The sequence below is a fragment of the Planktothrix sp. FACHB-1365 genome (assembly GCF_014697575.1).
Lineage (GTDB): Bacteria > Cyanobacteriota > Cyanobacteriia > Cyanobacteriales > Microcoleaceae > Planktothrix.
Genome location: NZ_JACJSC010000006.1, coordinates 116,898 through 134,305, shown reverse-complemented (window position 1 = coordinate 134,305; position 17,408 = coordinate 116,898). Strand labels below are relative to the sequence as shown.

General features: G+C 42.3%; 14 protein-coding genes. 6 read left to right on the top strand and 8 right to left on the bottom strand.

Features of this window, described 5'->3' with window-relative positions:
* The first annotated feature begins 306 nt into the window (after positions 1–306).
* Positions 307–1,788, top strand: a complete 1,482-nt coding sequence (locus H6G57_RS10330) for an isochorismate synthase MenF (protein WP_190518290.1) — start codon at positions 307–309, stop codon at positions 1,786–1,788.
* Positions 1,789–1,926: 138 nt separating this feature from the next.
* Positions 1,927–2,925 carry a thiamine-phosphate kinase gene (gene thiL / locus H6G57_RS10325; protein WP_190518288.1) on the top strand — a complete coding sequence of 333 codons (999 nt, stop codon included), beginning with the start codon at positions 1,927–1,929 and terminating at the stop codon, positions 2,923–2,925.
* Positions 2,926–3,187: 262 nt separating this feature from the next.
* On the opposite strand, the gene H6G57_RS10320 is transcribed toward thiL, so the two are convergent.
* The 6 genes from H6G57_RS10320 to apcA form a co-directional block, all read right to left on the bottom strand.
* The gene (locus H6G57_RS10320) at positions 3,188–4,204 is read right to left on the bottom strand and encodes a type I glyceraldehyde-3-phosphate dehydrogenase (protein WP_190518287.1); all 1,017 of its coding nucleotides are present in this window, start codon (positions 4,202–4,204) and stop codon (positions 3,188–3,190) included.
* A 106-nt stretch (positions 4,205–4,310) separates the two neighbouring features.
* Complete coding sequence (locus tag H6G57_RS10315; RefSeq protein WP_190518285.1) at positions 4,311–7,859, bottom strand: AAA-like domain-containing protein; 3,549 nt, start codon at positions 7,857–7,859, stop codon at positions 4,311–4,313.
* Between the two features lie 278 nt (positions 7,860–8,137).
* Entirely contained in the window at positions 8,138–10,264 is a 2,127-nt protein-coding gene (locus tag H6G57_RS10310; RefSeq protein ID WP_190518283.1) for a hypothetical protein, read from the bottom strand.
* A gap of 187 nt (positions 10,265–10,451) precedes the next feature.
* On the bottom strand, positions 10,452–10,655 hold the full coding sequence (locus tag H6G57_RS10305; RefSeq protein WP_190518281.1) for a phycobilisome linker polypeptide: 204 nt from the start codon (positions 10,653–10,655) through the stop codon (positions 10,452–10,454).
* Between the two features lie 225 nt (positions 10,656–10,880).
* Positions 10,881–11,366, bottom strand: coding sequence for an allophycocyanin subunit beta (gene apcB / locus H6G57_RS10300; RefSeq protein ID WP_072720267.1), 486 nt, complete (start codon positions 11,364–11,366; stop codon positions 10,881–10,883).
* A 68-nt stretch (positions 11,367–11,434) separates the two neighbouring features.
* The gene (gene apcA, locus H6G57_RS10295) at positions 11,435–11,920 is read right to left on the bottom strand and encodes an allophycocyanin subunit alpha (protein ID WP_072720268.1); all 486 of its coding nucleotides are present in this window, start codon (positions 11,918–11,920) and stop codon (positions 11,435–11,437) included.
* Between the two features lie 581 nt (positions 11,921–12,501).
* Between apcA and H6G57_RS10290 the strand changes: the two genes are divergently transcribed.
* The 4 genes from H6G57_RS10290 to ybeY all read left to right on the top strand — a co-directional run bounded on the left by H6G57_RS10290 (position 12,502) and on the right by ybeY (position 15,230).
* Complete coding sequence (locus tag H6G57_RS10290; RefSeq protein WP_190518279.1) at positions 12,502–13,512, top strand: ADP-ribosylglycohydrolase family protein; 1,011 nt, start codon at positions 12,502–12,504, stop codon at positions 13,510–13,512.
* Between the two features lie 78 nt (positions 13,513–13,590).
* Complete coding sequence (locus H6G57_RS10285; protein WP_190518278.1) at positions 13,591–14,208, top strand: thylakoid membrane photosystem I accumulation factor; 618 nt, start codon at positions 13,591–13,593, stop codon at positions 14,206–14,208.
* Positions 14,209–14,329: 121 nt separating this feature from the next.
* Entirely contained in the window at positions 14,330–14,509 is a 180-nt protein-coding gene (locus H6G57_RS10280) for a DUF3285 domain-containing protein (protein WP_190518276.1), read from the top strand.
* Between the two features lie 151 nt (positions 14,510–14,660).
* Positions 14,661–15,230, top strand: a complete 570-nt coding sequence (gene ybeY, locus H6G57_RS10275) for an rRNA maturation RNase YbeY (RefSeq protein ID WP_190518274.1) — start codon at positions 14,661–14,663, stop codon at positions 15,228–15,230.
* Between the two features lie 59 nt (positions 15,231–15,289).
* Here ybeY and H6G57_RS10270 read toward each other — a convergent pair whose 3' ends face one another.
* Together H6G57_RS10270 and H6G57_RS10265 are read right to left on the bottom strand one after the other, a co-directional pair.
* The gene (locus tag H6G57_RS10270; RefSeq protein WP_190518272.1) at positions 15,290–16,291 is read right to left on the bottom strand and encodes an aldo/keto reductase; all 1,002 of its coding nucleotides are present in this window, start codon (positions 16,289–16,291) and stop codon (positions 15,290–15,292) included.
* 173 nt (positions 16,292–16,464) lie between these two features.
* Positions 16,465–17,250 carry a phytanoyl-CoA dioxygenase family protein gene (locus H6G57_RS10265; protein ID WP_190518270.1) on the bottom strand — a complete coding sequence of 262 codons (786 nt, stop codon included), beginning with the start codon at positions 17,248–17,250 and terminating at the stop codon, positions 16,465–16,467.
* Positions 17,251–17,408 lie beyond the last annotated feature (158 nt).

Below are 17,408 nucleotides of genomic sequence, written 5' to 3'. Positions count from 1 at the left end.
GGACAGCAGAGCAGGGGCGTCAACACCTGACCCCTGATATAGCAGTCGCGCCGGGGGTGTTAGGACAGAGACTGATGCCAAAACCCTGTGCAGAGCACTCTTTTCCTGTCTGTTCGGTGTTAAGCTGTTCCCTGTTCCCTGCTATATAAACTTTTTTTACAGACTGAAGGGAAGATTTTTACAAGAGAGATTATGAATAAAGGGTAAATCGCGCTGAAAGTCGTTAAGTTATATTACGATAATCAAAGTTAACGATTTTTCGGTAATACTTTTCCCTGTTCTAACCTTTTCTTGTTCGTTTTTTATATGCCAGTTTTTCCTTCTGCAACCCCGTTATTGCAAGATCGCCAAGAACTGCATCGTTTTTTGTTAGAGTTTCAGCATCATGGATTACAGGATTACCAGACTAAAATTCTAAGTATTGCTCATGAAATTCAATGGATTGATCCGTTAGCAGTTTTACAGGAGTTTTATCATCCTAATTTAATTCATTTTTATTTTGAGAAACCTCAAATTGAGGAATCCTTTGTTGCGGTTGATACGGCTATAAAGTTCACCACAGGAGGAAAAAATCGGTTTTTAGAAGCTCAAAACTTTATTCAGTCTTGTTTAGATAAAACTGTTATTATTGGTTCTAAAAACAGTAATTTACCTAAACCTTATTTCTGTTGTAGTTTTACTTTTTTTGATCAACATTTTAATTCTAATTTATCGGCAGATTCTTTGCCGGATTCTTCAATTCATCAAGAACGAGTTTATTTTCCACCTACTACCATATTTCTACCAAAATGGCAAGTGATTCGCAAAAAAAATCGCTGCATTTTAATTGTTAATATTGTTTTGAAGAAAAACTCTAAAATTGAAAATATTTTGAGTGATGTTTGGTATAAAAGTCAACAAATTAATGCGTTAGAAAAAACCTCAATTCTCTCGGTTGCCTCTGAAAATTCTAGTTTATTATTGACAAAACAGGTAGAAACCGACCCAAAACCTTATTTACAGTTTAAACAGTCTGTGAATTCTGCTTTAGATTTAATTCAAGCTAAATCTTTAAAGAAATTGGTGCTTTCTCAACCCATTGATGTCGTTTCTAAAAAACCGTTTAATTTGATTCATTCTTTGAATAATTTACGATTTTTGTACCCCGATTGTTATATTTTTTCAACGGGAAATGGCAAGGGTCAACAATTTATTGGTGCGAGTCCAGAACGGTTAATTAGTTTAAAAAATCAGGAGTTAATTACCGATGCCTTGGCGGGTTCAGCCCCCCGTGGCAAAACGCCTTTAGAAGATGTTAATTTAGGTCAAGAATTACTGAATAGTGAAAAAAATCTGCGTGAGCATCAAGTGGTGGTAGATTTTATTGTTGAACGGTTATTAAATTTAGGGTTAACTCCGAATTTAACGGGTTTACCTTGTTTAAGACAACTCACCAATATTCAACACCTATGGACACCCATCCAATGTCAAGTTTCAACTCATATTCATCTATTAGAAATCTTGGCGCAATTGCACCCAACTCCGGCTGTGGCGGGAACTCCTAGAGATATTGCTCAACAGCAAATTCATCATTATGAAACTTTTGATCGTTCCCTTTATGCGGCTCCCATTGGTTGGATTGATCATCACGGAAATGGAGAGTTTGTTGTCGGAATTCGTTCGGCTTTATTAGATGGAAATCGTGCTAGACTTTATGCAGGAGCGGGAATTGTGGCGGGGTCAGAACCGGAAAAAGAACTTGCTGAAATTCAGTTAAAATTACAAGCTTTATTACGAGCATTAGTGTAAACAGGGAACAGGGAACAGGGAACAGGGAACAGGGAATAGGGAATAGAAGGGAAAAGGAAATAGGGAATAGAGGGCGAGAAAAAGCGTGGGTTTGGGCTTCGCCCGCCCCCTACGACTGTTAACCGACAACAAATAATAATGTTAGTTAAAGAGATTGGAGAACAAGGTTTATTGGCAATTGTGCAGGGTTTTTGTCCCCCCGAAATGGTGGGAGATGATGCGGCGATTTTGTCGGTTCCTAGGGATGAATCTTTAGTGATTACAACGGATATGTTAGTCGATGAGGTGCATTTTAGCGATCGCACCACATCCCCTTTTGATGTAGGATGGCGGTCAGCCGCCGTTAATTTATCTGATCTGGCTGCGATGGGTGCGTTTCCATTAGGAATTACCGTTGCATTAGGAATAACAGGCGATAAACCCGTTGAATGGGTGGAACAACTTTATCAAGGATTAACAACCTGTTTAAATCCGTACAATACCCCTATTATTGGCGGTGATATTTGCCGATCTTCGGTAACTTGTATTTCCATTACCGCTTTTGGAAATGTTAACCCAGATTTAGCCATTAAGCGTTCTGTAGCGCGTCCTGGGGATGTGATTGTGGTTACGGGATATCATGGTGACTCACGAGGCGGATTAGAATTATTGTTACATCCCGAATTAGAAACCCAATTAACGGCTAATCAACGATTATCTTTAATCCAAGCCCATCAACGTCCTCAACCCCGCCTGGATGTTGTACCGAAATTGCAAACCCTGTTAGCCTCCCAACCGTCCACTGCTATTGCTGGGATGGATAGTAGCGATGGACTAGCCGATGCCATTGTCCAAATTTGTCGAGCCAGTCAAGTCGGAGCTCAGGTACAACGGTGTCAAATTCCGATATCAGAAGCTTTACAAACCTTTGTTCCCTTTCAACAAGCCTTAGAATGGGCATTATATGGGGGTGAAGACTTTCAACTGGTGTTATGTCTTCCGGGTGATTTAGCTCAACTTTTAGTTCAACAGTTAGGGACAGCAGCCTCAATCATCGGTGAAATTACATCCCACCCTAATGTCCTATTAATAGATACTGAATCCTCAACTGTTGAAGAACTTTCCCTCAGTAGAGGATTTCAGCACTTTTTATCATAACCGTGAGTTATGAATTATTAATTTTAAATTATATTCCATCCCTTAATGTTTGCTACAAATCCCCCCTGTAGAGACGTTGCATGCAACGTCTCTACAGGGGGGTTGGGGGGGATCATCTGTAGCGTTCATAATGGGATTTCATATTAAATATTCAAAACTCAAAGCTATCATCAGCCAAACTAAAATCGGAGTAGGGCGTTTTAAGTTTGAGCATCCCAACGGTCGCCACCAACGAAAAACGCTGCCTCTCTCCTGATTCAATCTATTTCCAATTTGTAGCCACTAATTCGGCTAAATCAACCACCCGTTGGCTATAACCCCATTCGTTGTCATACCAAGCCACGACTTTCACCATGTCGCCACCCATAACCATCGTTAAGCTGGCATCCACGATAGAAGAAGCGTCATGTCCCTTGTAGTCAGAAGACACCAAAGGCAGATCGCTATATTCCAGAATTCCCTTCATATTGCCTTCGGCTGCTTCTTGGAGAGCTTGGTTAACTTCTTCGACGAAGGTTTTCTTCTCCACCTGTACCACTAAATCCACAATGGAGACATTAGGGGTAGGAACGCGGAAAGCAATCCCATTGAGTTTTCCTTTTAATTCAGGAATTACTAAAGCAACGGCTTTCGCAGCACCCGTAGAAGTCGGAACAATATTCACCGCAGCGGCTCTGGCCCGACGCACATCCCGGTGACTAGCATCTAACAGACGCTGATCTCCGGTGTAACTGTGGGTTGTAGTCATTGTTCCTTTGACAATGCCGAATTTTTCATGCAGCACTTTAGCAAAGGGAGCTAAACAGTTAGTGGTGCAACTGGCGTTACTCAGAATCCGGTGTTGATCGTGATTGTAGTCTTGGTGATTCACACCCACCACAAAGGTATCCACGCCATCTCCTTTTCCAGGAGCCGTAATTAGGACTTTTTTAGCCCCGGCTTGAATATGCTTAGAGGCTCCTTCCTCCGTAATAAATACCCCAGTGGATTCGATAATTAAATCCACACCCCATTCTTGCCAAGGCAAATTCAAGGGATTGCGATCAGAGACACATTTGATGGTTTTGCCATTAATAATAATGGAGTTTTCATCGGCTTTGATGTCAACGCCTTTGAGCGTCCCCAGCATGGAATCATATTTCAGCAAATGAGCATTGGTACTGGGATCAGAAGTATCATTGATTCCCACGAACTCTAAATTGCTATTTTGCCGAGTTAACCAGCAGCGTAAAACGTTACGTCCAATCCGTCCAAAACCGTTAATTGCGACTTTAATCACCTTGTTCCTCCTAACAATGGCATCGCCCAAACCAGGCTAAAGTTTAACGAGATAGATGTTTCTATTGACCCCAATCATACCGTAAAGGCTGTCGCATTCTTCCCTTTTATTTAGGGGTTGAGGGTGAAACTGTCAGATCATCGCACAAATGTCTGTCGCTCTCTTCTAAGTCCCCATTTGTCTGTAAATAATCTTGTACCCAGTTACATCCGTGAGCAATCAAATGATCCAGCGATCGCACTTGCTGAAGATTCCACAAAACAACGGTACTATCCTCACTCGCAGAAGCCAGTTTTTGACCGTCGCGACTAAAAGCAACTTCCCAAATCCCTCCGGTGTGGGCTTTGAGGGTGGTTAATAAGGTTCCGTTTGGTTGCCATAATTTAATCATGCCATCCCCACTTCCAGAGGCGAGAAGTTGTCCATCGGGACTAAAGGTTACCGCCCGCACCATATCATGATGTCCCGTTAAAGTCTTGACTAACGTGCCATCGGGTTTCCAGAGTTTCACGGTTTTATCATCGCCCCCACTGACTAAAAGTTGCCCATCAGGGCTATAGGCGATTGACCGAACTAGCATTTGACTGGCTTTAATGGTTCTCAACAACTGACCGTCTTTTGTCCAAAGTTTGACTGTTCCATCTCCACTACAGGAGGCGATCTGCTGGCCATCGGGACTAAAATCAGCGACCCAAAGACCCGCTTGATGTCCCTTGAATTGCCGGAGTAAAACCGGAGTTTTCCCCTCGACGTTCCAGAGTCCAACAGTTCCATCTCCACTGGCGGTGACGAGTCGCGTACCATCAGGACTAAACCGGCTTTTTCTCAGTGCTCCTTGATGTCCTTTGACTATTGATAGCAATGTCCCATCCCTTGTCCACAATTGCACCATTCCATTCATACTGACAAGGGCTAACCGTTTGCCATCGGGATTAAACGTGACTCCCATCAAGGGATGATTGGCTTTTAAGATGCGTAGAGGTAATAACGACTGTAGCCCCTGCTGGCTCATGTCCCAGAGTTTGACCGTCCTATCAAGACTAGCGGAAGCCAAAATTTGACTATCGGGGCTGAAGGCAAGGCTAAATACGGCAGTTTGATGGGCTTTTAAAGATTTAAGTAAGGGGTTCTCTAGTTTCCAGAGTTTCACCGTATTGTCCGAAGATGTAGAAGCGAGGGTTTGACCATCAGGACTAAACTCTACGTCCATGATCATCCCCTGGTGTCCAGCAAAGGTGCTGCGAAGTTGGGGATGATTCCAGGTCGTCCCGACTCGTTGCCAAAGTTTGACGGTTTTGTCATCGGATACGGAGGCTAGTTGCTGGTTATCGGGACTGAAGGCTACATTCATGACCATGCCTTTGTGTTGTTTCAGGGTGGTCAGCAGTACGGGGGTATCTCCAGAAAATTCCCACAATTTCAGGGTTCCATCCGCCGAGGCTGTGGCAATGGTATTACCTTGAGGATTAATCGCTATACCGAGAATTACAGCATTATGACCGGGGACGGTAGCTAAGAGTTGACCATCAACCTGCCAAATCATGAGTTTCCCATCTTCTCGACTGGCTAGGATTTTTTGACTATCTGCGGTAAATGCCTGTGCATAGTTGATCCCATTCCCGGTGATTAAGGTTCGGAGCAGGGTGCCATCTCGTCGCCAGAGTTTTACTGTCCCATCTTCACTTCCAGAGGCAATTAATTCCCCATTGGGACTAATCTCTACATTTTGAACTACCGCTTGATGACTTCTTAAGGTATGGAGTAAAGTCCCATCCCGTGTCCAGAGTTTGACGGTGCGATCGCCGGAAGCGGAGGCTATGAGTTGACCGTCTCGACTGATGGCCAGACCCCCCAATAGTCCCTGATGTCCTTTCAGGCTTTTCAACAGTCTGCCTTGTTTTGTCCACAGATTAAGGGTATTATCCTGACCGGCGACGATAATCAGTTTCCCATCGGGGCTAAACTTAATTCCACGAGTTCCTGTCCAAGGTTTGGATAAGCGGTTATATTCATCAGCGCCTAAAATTGCTTGTTGAAGGGCTAATTCTACTTTGCTTTTTGTTTTAGGATCAACTTGACCTAATAACAATAGTTTTTTTCTAGCGCGTAACGCTTCAATTAAGGCATCTAAATGATGATTAGACGCAAATAACCCTTCGGAAGAGGAAGCTAAGGCTTGAATTTCACTAATTCGAGCTTTTCGTTCACTGATTACTACTTTACGATATTGCCAAAAATTTGTTAATCCTAATGCTGTTACGGTAATAAATGCTACTATTAATATTATCATTAATAACCGTTGTCTATGAGCATTTTTTTCAACTTCTTTGAGTCGTTGGGCTTCTAAAGCTTGTTGAACTTCCTGCCTATCTATAATTTCACTGGCTGATAAAAATTGATAATCTAAATCACTTAAACTTTTGTTTTGTGCCCACTCTTGAGCATCTTGTAAGGCTTTTCCGCGTAATAAACGAGATTTATCGGTTTGTTCTGAGGCGACCCAATCTTCTAATAGTTGCCAGTAAGGACGAAGTTTGTTAAATTCTTTTTCAACCCATTGAAGATTAAAAACTTCTTGATAAATTCTATTTTTAATTTTTAGAGATTGTTTGTCTTGAATCACTAAACCCGACAACAGTAGTTCAATTTTTTCTCGGCTATCATCAACGTTTACGTCTATTTGATTTAAAATTTGTTGATAGATACCCAGGAGTCTTCCGGCTTTTTGTTCGTTTCTCAGCAGGCGATCGCGGATGGTTCTTAAATGTTCAGGTTCATCTTGCTTTTCCCAATTAGTAATTAAATATTGTCGGGCAATAGACTCAACTGCATTTTTTTCATGACCGGGGGAAATCCTTAACCTCGAAACGGAATTAACAGTCATTAATTGAAAGATTAATTGACTAAATTTATGGGTTAAAAAAGGTTGTCCGCCTGTCCAATTTAAAATTTCTTTTAAAATTTCTGTACCATTTTCACACTGATCATTTAATCCCACCGCTAAAGGTTGCGCTTCCTCAAAGGTAAAGCCGTCAAGATGAATAGGTTTCCCAATATTAAAAGGAGTTCGATTCCGATCTTGAATTAAATCGCTAGGTGTGGAAACTCCACAAATTGCCCAAGTTATGCGATAATATTTGGGAGCCATGACTCTTTTATTATAAAAGGAGCGAATCAAGGCAAAAAAATCATCGACTTGAAATTTTAAACTTAAAACACTATCAATTTCATCAATTAAAATAATAATATTTTGATCGGGGAAATATTCTAATAAAATATCTTCAATAAAATAGCCTAATCTTTGCGCTAAAGATAATTCAGCATTGTCTAACCACCAAGCTTTTAAATTAAATTGCCCAAACAAACGAAAATATCTACATAACTCCGCAACAATTCCTTTATACCACTGTTCGGGAGTAACGGTTTCACTTCCAATCACCGTCAAGTCAATAATCGCACACTGAAACCCTTGATTTTGAAGTCGATGAGTTGTCCGTACTAAAAGAGAAGACTTCCCCATCTGCCGACAATTAAGAATATAACAAAACTCTCCCTTTCTGAAAGCTTCATACAACTCCTTATCAGCTTTTCGGGGAACATAACTCGGTATATAAGTAGCCAGACTCCCCCCAACTTGATAATAGGATTTAATCATGTCAGTTATCAGTTATCAGTTATCAGTTATTAGTTATTAGTTATCAGTTATCAGTTATCAGTTATCAGTTATCAGTTATCAGTTATCAGTTATCAGTTATCAGTTTATTGCCTATTGCCTATTGCCTATTGCCTATTGCCTATTGCCTGTTCCCTGTTCCCTGTTCCCTGTTCCCTGTTCCCTGTTCCCTGTTCCCTGTTCCCTGTTCCCTGTTCCCTATTGCCTATTGCCTGTTCCCTGTTCCCTGTTCCCTGTTCCCTGTTCCCTGTTCCCTGTTATTAAAGAGGTAAAGAAGGTGCTGGAGGAGGGTTAACAGAGCGTTCAATGGTGATTTTGTTGCTTTCTCGTTGGGTTTGCATTTCAACAGCGATCGCCTCAAAAAGTACCTCTAAACTACTGTAAGGAACTTCTAAATCAACAGTGGTTTCAATTTGATCAAACCCATTAGGTGAAAATTCCGTTAACCACCGAGGGCCATCAACAACACTGCGAGTTTGCCGATCAAACAGCCAAACTTTGACATAAATTCGAGGTAAACCATCAGGAAGTCGCACCCGAACTTTTACCAATCGTCCGGCAATAATTTCTGTAGTTAAGACTTCAATTTCTGGATCAGGAACGGGTTGATCCTCTGATAAAATATAGGGGATGGGTTGATTTGTGGTAGAAGTTTCCGGTTTCGTCTCTTTCCCTAGTTTACGTTTTGAAAAAAATGCCGCAGGAGATTCCAAAGGTTCATCATCGACAACAATTTCTTCTAATTCTTCCTGGGACTGGGAATAAAGATGAATCACTTCTGAGAAAACAGTGGAATAGGCATCTTGCCTGTCGTCATCACTGTCATGATCAGAACGTTTAACAATATTAGTAGCAGCATTAAACGGAATCTCCGGTAGAGGATTAACGTTAGCGCGTTTAACCCATTGTGACCATGACCGATCCTGGGCTAGAGAATTTAACCGCGACCAAAATCGATTATTGAGATCCAACGCTTGAAACGCTTGTTGAACCTCTGGATCTTGTTTGGGTTTAGGGATATGGTGTTCGGATTCTACTATTGAATCTGGAGCAGGTATCGACAAGGGTGAAATTGAAACGGGGATATCTGTAGACGTTGATTCGGACGTTTCAACACCGATTGATAAATCCTCAGATACGGGAACCCCTGGGGTCTGAACCTCCTGAGTCGTTGTACAGACGTGCCATGGCTCGTCTCTACGGCCAAATGTCGGTAAATCTAGGGAGGTAGAGGGTCGAGAGTCAGTTCCAGAGGAATGAATTTTGGGCGGCAAAATGGTAGCAATCTCAGGGGTAAAGGCTTCAGCAGAGGGGGAATGAGTTGTTTTTATGTTATCGCTGAGGTCAGGTAATTCCAAAACTCCCAAATCCAATGTTGAAAGGTCAGGGAAATCTTCTTGATCCTGTTGGGTGCCAAAACCTTGATCAATAGCTTCGAGGAGATGTTCAACCTGAGTCACAATGTTAAAAGATTCGGTCGTGACGGGAACTCCATCATGGGAAAAGATGACTTCCCCTAAAATTAAACGGGTTTTGCATTCAAAGGGAATATAAACCACACCGGAAAAAGACAGGGGAAAATCCGAGAACCGAAGAAGTTGGCTGACCTGAAATAACGGTTCTGCGGTTTGGGGGTCGCGTAAACGAAATTGCAGTTCACAGGAAGGAAGGACGGGATAAACAGAAGTTGAAGGCTGAGAGGGGGAAGCGATGGGCAGTTCGATGCGTCCCCATAGGATTACAGGTTGTCCCAAACGGGCCACAAAGGAATCTTGATCGAGGCTCAGGTGCAGTGCCTTAAGTAAAGTCTCTACCGCTTGCAGAGGTTGGGGAGACTCTTCAACCAGGGACAGGGGAGTTTCAGGGGTTAAAACTTGGGGTTGTGGGGGTTCAGCAACCGGATTTGAACGAGAGGTGGGAAATTGTACAATTTTAGGGGAAGGTTCCGGTGTTAGCTCAGTATGTACCGATTCTGTAGGGATAATATTAACTGTCTCTGGTTCAGTTTCTTCAAAGGGCTGATCAAGGTCTTCTAGGTCTACGGGGAGAACTCGGAGTTGGATTGTTCTTTTGCCAACGGTTGATAATAATCCAGAGGTCAGTTGAGGGGAGCAGGAAAACTGCCAATTTCCCGGTTTTAAGGAGGTATAAGGCATCACCACCATTAACCCTTCGGAATTGGTCGTTAGTGTCCGTGTTTGAATCTGTTGAACGGGTGGAAGGGCTTCAAAATCTTGATAGATAATGCGAACATCAATAGAAGTGTTTGTATAGCCAGAACGGGCGACCATCCGATAGCGCCCTTCTAAAATTTCAACATCGGGGGATTCTAAGGTCAGCCAGCTATTATCCCCTTCTTTTTGGACTAGAAATTCCCAACTTGCCATTTCCCGCCTCTATATCAGGTGGTGTTTTGTCTTTCCTACAATATAATAGCGGAATCAGAGTCAGGAAATAGGAGGAGGCAGGAGGCAGGAGGCAGGAGGAATTAAGAATTAAGAATAAAGAATTAAGAATAAATCTCTATTCTTCTTTCCCAGTTCCCTCTACCTTCTGTCCCCTGCCTCCTGCCTTCTACAGTAATCCTGTATTCATTCCGGGCTTGCCCGTTGCCAGTTCCACTTTAACAATTTTACCGCCCATTTTCATGATGCGTTGTTGTTCTTTGAACCAATTGTCATAGGGAACTAACTTTGTAAAGTAAGTATTTTGTAATTCCCGTTGGGTACGAATCCGGGTTTGGCTTGGCACACAAGCTGTTACTTTAAACATCCGCATTTTTTTTCGTCTCTCCTGAGCAAATTTAACAAGTTTTAGATCAATTTTAAATGCTCAAAGGCCGGGAGTCTGAAGTCAATACTAGCTCGCTAAAACTTATCAGGAATAACAGACAAGCCTTTGGCGGTCTAGCACTCACTCCAGACTTCCCTGGCCTTGAAGGTTGTTCGGATTTTGATTTGGGAATTTAGTTAGAAATTCACCCTCAAAAACCTAACATCGGTTTTAGCTTAAGCCAGAGGAGATATAGTCAAAGTAAATGCCCATTTCTTTGCCAGCATCAGCACCCACTAAACTAGCGGTGACTTCTTTCATGGCTTGGATGGCTTGAACGGTAGAACCGATGGGAACACCCAGAGAGTTATAGGTTTCTTTCAAACCGTTGAGCACGCGCTCATCGAGAATGGAAGGATCGCCAGCTAACATGGCGTAGGTGGCATAACGGAGGTAGTAGTCTAAGTCGCGAATGCAAGCAGCATAACGACGGGTGGTGTACATATTTCCACCAGGACGGGTGACGTCAGAGTACAGCAGAGATTTGGCTACTGCTTCTTTGACGATGGTGGCTGCGTTGGCACTAATCGTGGAAGCAGCACGAACCCGCAGTTCGCCAGTGGCGAAGTAGGCTTTTAATTTGCCCAGGGCGCTGGCATCCAGGTACTTACCTTGAACGTCAGAAGAATTGATTACGGAGGTAATGGCGTCTTGCATGATTGTTCTATTTCCTTGTAGTCGCTGAATCTAGGAATCGTTTAAAAAAGGTGATAAAGCAATCGGAACTATGACATTGCACCGATCACATAGTCGAAGTAAGCTGAGGCTTCGGCTGCATCTTCACCAGATAACAGACCAGCAGCAACATTCTTCGTAGCACGAATTCCTTCGACAACGGCTTCAATGGGGGTACCCAGAGATTTGTACATTTCCCGAGCGCCAACGATCCCGATTTCTTCGATGGGGGTAACATCGCCCGCAACGATTCCATAGGTGACCAGACGCAGGTAATAGTCGAGGTCGCGTAAGCAGGTAGCGGTCATTTCTTGGCCATAAGCATTGCCACCAGGAGAGACCACATCAGGGCGTTTCTGGAAGAGTTGGCTTCCAGCTTCTTTGATGATGCGCTCACGGGCACCTGTCAGCGTTTCGGCGATGCGAACGCGACGCTCACCAGAGGTGACGAAGGCTTTGATTCGATCTAATTCACCAGGGCTGAGGTAACGCGCTTCGGCGTCGGCATTAACGATGGATTTTGTGACGATACTCATTTTCTACAAAAAGCGTTTAGCTAACGTTTTCCTGATTGACACTCTCCCGAAAACCCATGTAACTGAGTTGGAGAGTCTCAGAGTGATCTCTGAGCGTTCCTGCTTGTTCAGATACATTCTGGATCAAGGCATGATCTTAGAGTGTATCTGCTTTGTGATCCGCAATCAAATCTATTTTTATTTAAGATTTTTATCGGTTCACTCCTAAACTTGTTCGTAGCCCGCAAAAATTTTTGAGATTTTTAGGGGACACTGCACAAGCTTGACATCCTTCACAGCCTTAAGGCAAGTGAATTCCCAGCCTGCTCCCTTTGGGGGTCTGCATCTGATGGGTTGACGCTTCCTTGATAACAGCCTAAATTCTTAGGTCTTATGCTTTCTCCACGCCCGTTTTGAGTCTCCGAATGCCTTCCGGCGACTGTAGCTGGCTTTGGACATTTGCCCAATACCGTTACTACCTATCGCTTGTATTTTGAGGCATAGAGCCCACATTCTTAGCGGGATTGTAATAGTTTTTAACATTCCACGGGGTGGGAGCGGTGTCCACTGGTTTTTGCAGGTAAAATTTAATCCAAAACATCATGAACCCTAAACCGAGTAAAGAACAATATCGAGGTTGTTTAATTGGTCAATGTTTGGGAGATGCCACCGGCTGCCGAGTGGAAGGTTATCCGGCTTTTGTGTGTAAAAATTATGTTCAATATGAACTTAGAAATCAGCAACCGAGAGATCGAGATCGTTTTCCCTTTCCCTTTGGTCAATATACCGATGATTCCCAACTCGCCAGAGAACTGCTTTCGAGTTATGTGGAATTGGGAAGATTTGATCCTGATGACTATGCCCGTCGCATAGTTAGCTTGTTTAGCGAAAACCGCATTGTCGGTAGAGGGCGAACCACCGAAGCTGCCGTTGAACGGTTAGCTCAAGGGGTTCCTTGGCTCGAAGCCGGAACCCCCCCGCCATCGGCCGGAAATGGTAGCGCAATGCGGTCAGCCCCGGTAGGATTGATGTTTTATGATCATCCCCAACAACTGATTCAAGTGGCGCACAAGCAAGGGTTTATAACCCATCAAGATCCTCGATGTTCGGGGGGGTCAGTAGCGATCGCCGGGGCTGTGGCATTTGTATTACAAAATCAATCGTTTTCTCCAGAGGTTTTTCTTGATCAAATTAGTAAATGGGTTCAAGAAATTTCCCCTGAATTCGCATCAGAAATATTAAACTTAAATCAGTGGATTCAATTACCAATTGACTCTGCATTTGAGTTGATTTCTAAGGCGGGATTAGAGCCAGATCATCGCAGTGAATGGGATGGGATTTCCCCCTTTGTAGTTGGCAGTGTGTTATGGAGTTTATATTCTTTTTTGAGAACACCCCAGGACTATTGGGAAACGATTTGTACTGCTATCACTGTTGGTGGAGATGTGGATACAACCGCAGCAATGGCAGGGGCAATGAGTGGGGCTTATTTAGGATTAGATGCAATTCCGTTAGACTTGGCAAAGCAATTAAATGATCGCGGAACTTGGAAATATTATCAACTTCTGGAATTAGCAGATCGCTGTTATGATCAGAAATTCAAAACCGAATAAAAGCGATCACTTTTGTAAAAGATCCCCCAAAAATGTCACAATAGATTCCGTTTCTATCTCAATTGTTGCTTCCAGAATATGCGTCTAACTCCATGGAATTGTCCTCCGTTCAAAGCTCTACAACAGTGCTTTCAGGGTTTTAAAGGTTTCAAAACCCTACTGATAACCTTCGTGATTATTAGTGTATTCTTTTTTACTCTTGCCCCAACGGCGTTAGCCAGTTTGGATGATGATCGCTTTGATGGTAATATTTTTGCGCTGTATGGGGGAAATGGTTCCCTAGTCCCTCCCAGAGTTACCTTAGCAGAATCCCGCAGACAAGGCAGACCTGCTTTATTAGTCTTTTTCTTGGACGATAGCAAAGATTGTAAAAAATTTACAACAACTGTATCTGAACTTCAGCGTTTTTACGGAAGGGCTGCTGATTTTATTCCGGTCAATGTTGATACCTTATTACCCGATACCCAGTTTTCTAGTCAGGAACCGGGCTATTATTACAAAGGCTATGTTCCTCAAACCGTATTAATTGACCAGTCGGGGAAAGTTGTTTTCGATCAAAACGGACAAGTTGCTTTTGAACGGGTTGATGATGTGTTTCGTCAAGTTTTTGATTTACTTCCTCGCTCTGAATCTGTGGAATTGCGGCGACGTTCTTTCAATGAATTTAACACCGAGTTAGTAGAAACTCAGCGTTAAAACCGTTGGGGATATTGTGGATTGTAGATTCGACCGGGCGATCGCTTCATAAAATGTTACATTTTTGTTAAGATTGAGTCAGTCGGTCTATTTTCCCCTATTAATTTCTAAACCAAGCGTGATGAATACCCCCTCCTCTCCGGCATCCTCAGAAGTTAAACCTAACGAATCCAAACCCAGCTATGTTAAATTAGCGATGCGAAATATGGTTCGCAAAGGCGGAAAGTCGTTGTTTCATTTTGCATTAACCACGATGGGTTTATTAGGATTTCTCATCGGGATGGCTTACCTGACTCGCTAACCCCTAGAATTTTAATTAAATTTTATCTGATAGCAGTCGCCAGACCGATTAAGACAAAGAGTGATACAGCAAAGCTAGACTTGTTTCTGTCTTTTCCTCCCTGTTCCCTGTTCCCCATTCGTAATTCGTAATTCTCTGTTCACTCCTATAAATGAGCGTCAAAATTGAAGTTAGTATACAGGACTGTTTTTGGGATCGGTTTGTATTAGAAAACCCAGAACCTAACTCCAGCCCAGACCAGAGTATAGAGTCTTCCTCAATTATAATTGACTATCCCATCAAGGAAACAGAATGGGAAAATTGGTTTCAAATTTGGCTGAATCATTTACAGTTTGATCTTCCGACCGCATCCAGTTATGAATTAAGCTTGCGCCTAACGGATAATACGGAGATAGAAACGTTAAATACTCAGTATCGTTCCCAAAATAAACCTACGGATGTGTTAGCTTTTGCTACATTAGAGGTCGATTGTCCCCTACCTCCCGAAATTTTATCTTCTCAATCCCTGTATTTGGGTGATATTGTCATTTCAGTGGAAACCGCTTACAACCAAGCTCAAGAACAGAGGCATTCCCTCAAAACCGAGTTAGGATGGTTAGCGACTCACGGGTTATTACATCTTTTAGGTTGGGATCATCCTGATGATGAAAGTTTAACGGAAATGTTAAACCAACAACGAGTTCTTTTAGAAACTATTGGATTATTAGCAATTCAACCTTGAGACAAGTCATTAAAAGAAGATGTCAAACTCTATGATCGCTTGTCAGTGTTCAAAAACCGTTACCAAAGTTTCAAGATTGTTTTGATGCGATCTCGAATCTTTTCTAGCAAAGATTTGGTAAAAATTTTCTGTCTGATTTGTTCCAAAGCCTCATGAGTTTTACTATCAAGGGGAGCTAGATTAAAAACTTTTAAGGCTTCTCGATAGCGTTCAATGGATCTCCCGCCGAGGATGATTGTGTGGGTTGTCTCAAAGTCTAGTAGATAGCGCAATGCCAAACCAGGCATTGACATATCTTCGGTGAGGAACTGTTCATAAACAGCATACTTTTGAGGTTTAAATCCGTAGTAAAAGATATACTTACGAATGTCTTGATCAGAAAACTGAGGTTCTTGGTGGAAAAATTCTCCCGATAACCTTCCAGCATCTAAAGCACCTTTAATCATTACGCCCAAGTTATTTTTTTGAACAAGATTGAGCAACTCAGAAGGATAAGTTACAAGAGATTGGGAAAACATAACTACATCCACAGAATTATTCTGAATTAGCTGGTTTAATATCTGGGGATCATCAGTAGAAATTCCATAAAACCGGATTTTTCCTTCCTGTTTTAAGGTTTCTAATACCTCCCTTCCCAGAGCAATTAAGGCCGGATTTGGGGGAGAATGGTAAAGGTAAATATCAATATAATCTGTTTGTAGTCGTTTTAAGCTGTTTTCCAGACTGACACGGATAGTATCAGGGTTAGGATTTTGGATTCTCTCTCCATTAGGCCCTCTACGAAGTCCAAACTTGCTACTCAGGAGCCATTGGTCTCTTTTCCCTTGGATAGCTTGGCCAATACGTCGCTGTCCTTCCCCATCTCCGTATATTTCTGCGGTATCGATTAAATTTATACCCCAGTCTCCGCAGGTATGGATCAAATCGATTACCTTGTCTTGTCCAGGGTCGGGAAAGCTATCAGCTTTCCCATCAATCATCACAGGGCCACTTAACTGCCAAGTTCCAATTCCTATAGCGGAAACTTTCAAACCTGTTCGACCCAGGATACGATATTCCATTTTTTAGCTTCTCCTTCAGAAACTGAATCAACATTTTCTAACTAATTTGGGCTTCTATCGCCTCTTGTCAACCTGAAGTGAAAGGCTAATTTTTTAGGGCTATAACCTTAAAATTTATCAACTTTTCCCCAATTGACAAAAGAGCGATAGTTTGATTAAAGTGTTAATTTTGATCATCTTTGAAATACAAAGTATTTTAGCTGGTTCAGTCGGAAATCCAGGTATTTTATTTGGTTGATCAAATTAAATTGGCCGGGGTAAGATTGGACAAACTCTGGTTGGGATTTACCATCACGAGCCACGACAAAGTAGGGCGGTTCAACAGTGGGATCAAGATGATGAAGAGACATATACTCAATCACATAAGCCCAACGAGTCCCTTGGGTAATATTAGGAGTCGTTTTGTGCAGCATTAAGGATGAAAACAGTACAATGTCGCCAGCTTTTGTCTGAATCGATACCGGGTTATCGGGTGTCCCATCGTAAGCAACGTGATTTTCTACTTCTTTATGAGGTAGGAATTTTTTATGACTACCAGGGACTAACCAAAGACCACCATTTTCTGGAGTTCCATCAGTTAGGGAAATCCAGAGTTGATAATAACCATCTTTAAGCCGGCTGTAGCCGTTATCCTGATGCCAGGGAAATATACCTGAACCCGATCTTTTAGCGACAGCTTGATCCCAACGCACCCAAAAATCGGAGCCAATGATGGGTGTGAGGAAATCGACTATTTTCTGTTGCGAAATGAAGTTTTGAATTTTCTGACTGTTAAAAAAGACCTCACTATAAAAAGTCATTGTCCCTTTGGTCAAGCAACTTGATCCATGTCGAGGTTTAGTTGAAGAAATTTCTTCAATTAAATCCTTCATTTCTTCTGGAGAAAAGAAGTCTCTAATTATTACATATCCTTGCTCTTGGAACTTTTTTACAATATTTTCATTAACTAAGGTTTGCATACTTTTTCTCCTGATAAACTGGATTTTTGAAAAATTTTTAGATAGTTTTAACCCTTGTTTGTTTCTTGTAAATCTACCTGAAGATGCTCAAATTCCTAATAATAACTAAGAGTGTAAATTGGTAACTAGATTTTTTAACAAGGGGTAAGGTTAAACTA

Excerpts from the sequence above, each read along its gene's own strand:
- H6G57_RS10330 (WP_190518290.1), top strand. The coding sequence starts at position 307 with ATGCCAGTTTTTCCTTCTGCAACCCCGTTATTGCAAGATCGCCAAGAA.
- thiL (WP_190518288.1), top strand. The coding sequence starts at position 1,927 with ATGTTAGTTAAAGAGATTGGAGAACAAGGTTTATTGGCAATTGTGCAG.
- H6G57_RS10315 (WP_190518285.1), bottom strand. The coding sequence starts at position 7,859 with ATGATTAAATCCTATTATCAAGTTGGGGGGAGTCTGGCTACTTATATA.
- H6G57_RS10310 (WP_190518283.1), bottom strand. The coding sequence starts at position 10,264 with ATGGCAAGTTGGGAATTTCTAGTCCAAAAAGAAGGGGATAATAGCTGG.
- H6G57_RS10305 (WP_190518281.1), bottom strand. The coding sequence starts at position 10,655 with ATGCGGATGTTTAAAGTAACAGCTTGTGTGCCAAGCCAAACCCGGATT.
- apcB (WP_072720267.1), bottom strand. The coding sequence starts at position 11,366 with ATGCAAGACGCCATTACCTCCGTAATCAATTCTTCTGACGTTCAAGGT.
- apcA (WP_072720268.1), bottom strand. The coding sequence starts at position 11,920 with ATGAGTATCGTCACAAAATCCATCGTTAATGCCGACGCCGAAGCGCGT.
- H6G57_RS10290 (WP_190518279.1), top strand. The coding sequence starts at position 12,502 with ATGAACCCTAAACCGAGTAAAGAACAATATCGAGGTTGTTTAATTGGT.
- H6G57_RS10285 (WP_190518278.1), top strand. The coding sequence starts at position 13,591 with ATGCGTCTAACTCCATGGAATTGTCCTCCGTTCAAAGCTCTACAACAG.
- H6G57_RS10280 (WP_190518276.1), top strand. The coding sequence starts at position 14,330 with ATGAATACCCCCTCCTCTCCGGCATCCTCAGAAGTTAAACCTAACGAA.
- ybeY (WP_190518274.1), top strand. The coding sequence starts at position 14,661 with ATGAGCGTCAAAATTGAAGTTAGTATACAGGACTGTTTTTGGGATCGG.
- H6G57_RS10270 (WP_190518272.1), bottom strand. The coding sequence starts at position 16,291 with ATGGAATATCGTATCCTGGGTCGAACAGGTTTGAAAGTTTCCGCTATA.
- H6G57_RS10265 (WP_190518270.1), bottom strand. The coding sequence starts at position 17,250 with ATGCAAACCTTAGTTAATGAAAATATTGTAAAAAAGTTCCAAGAGCAA.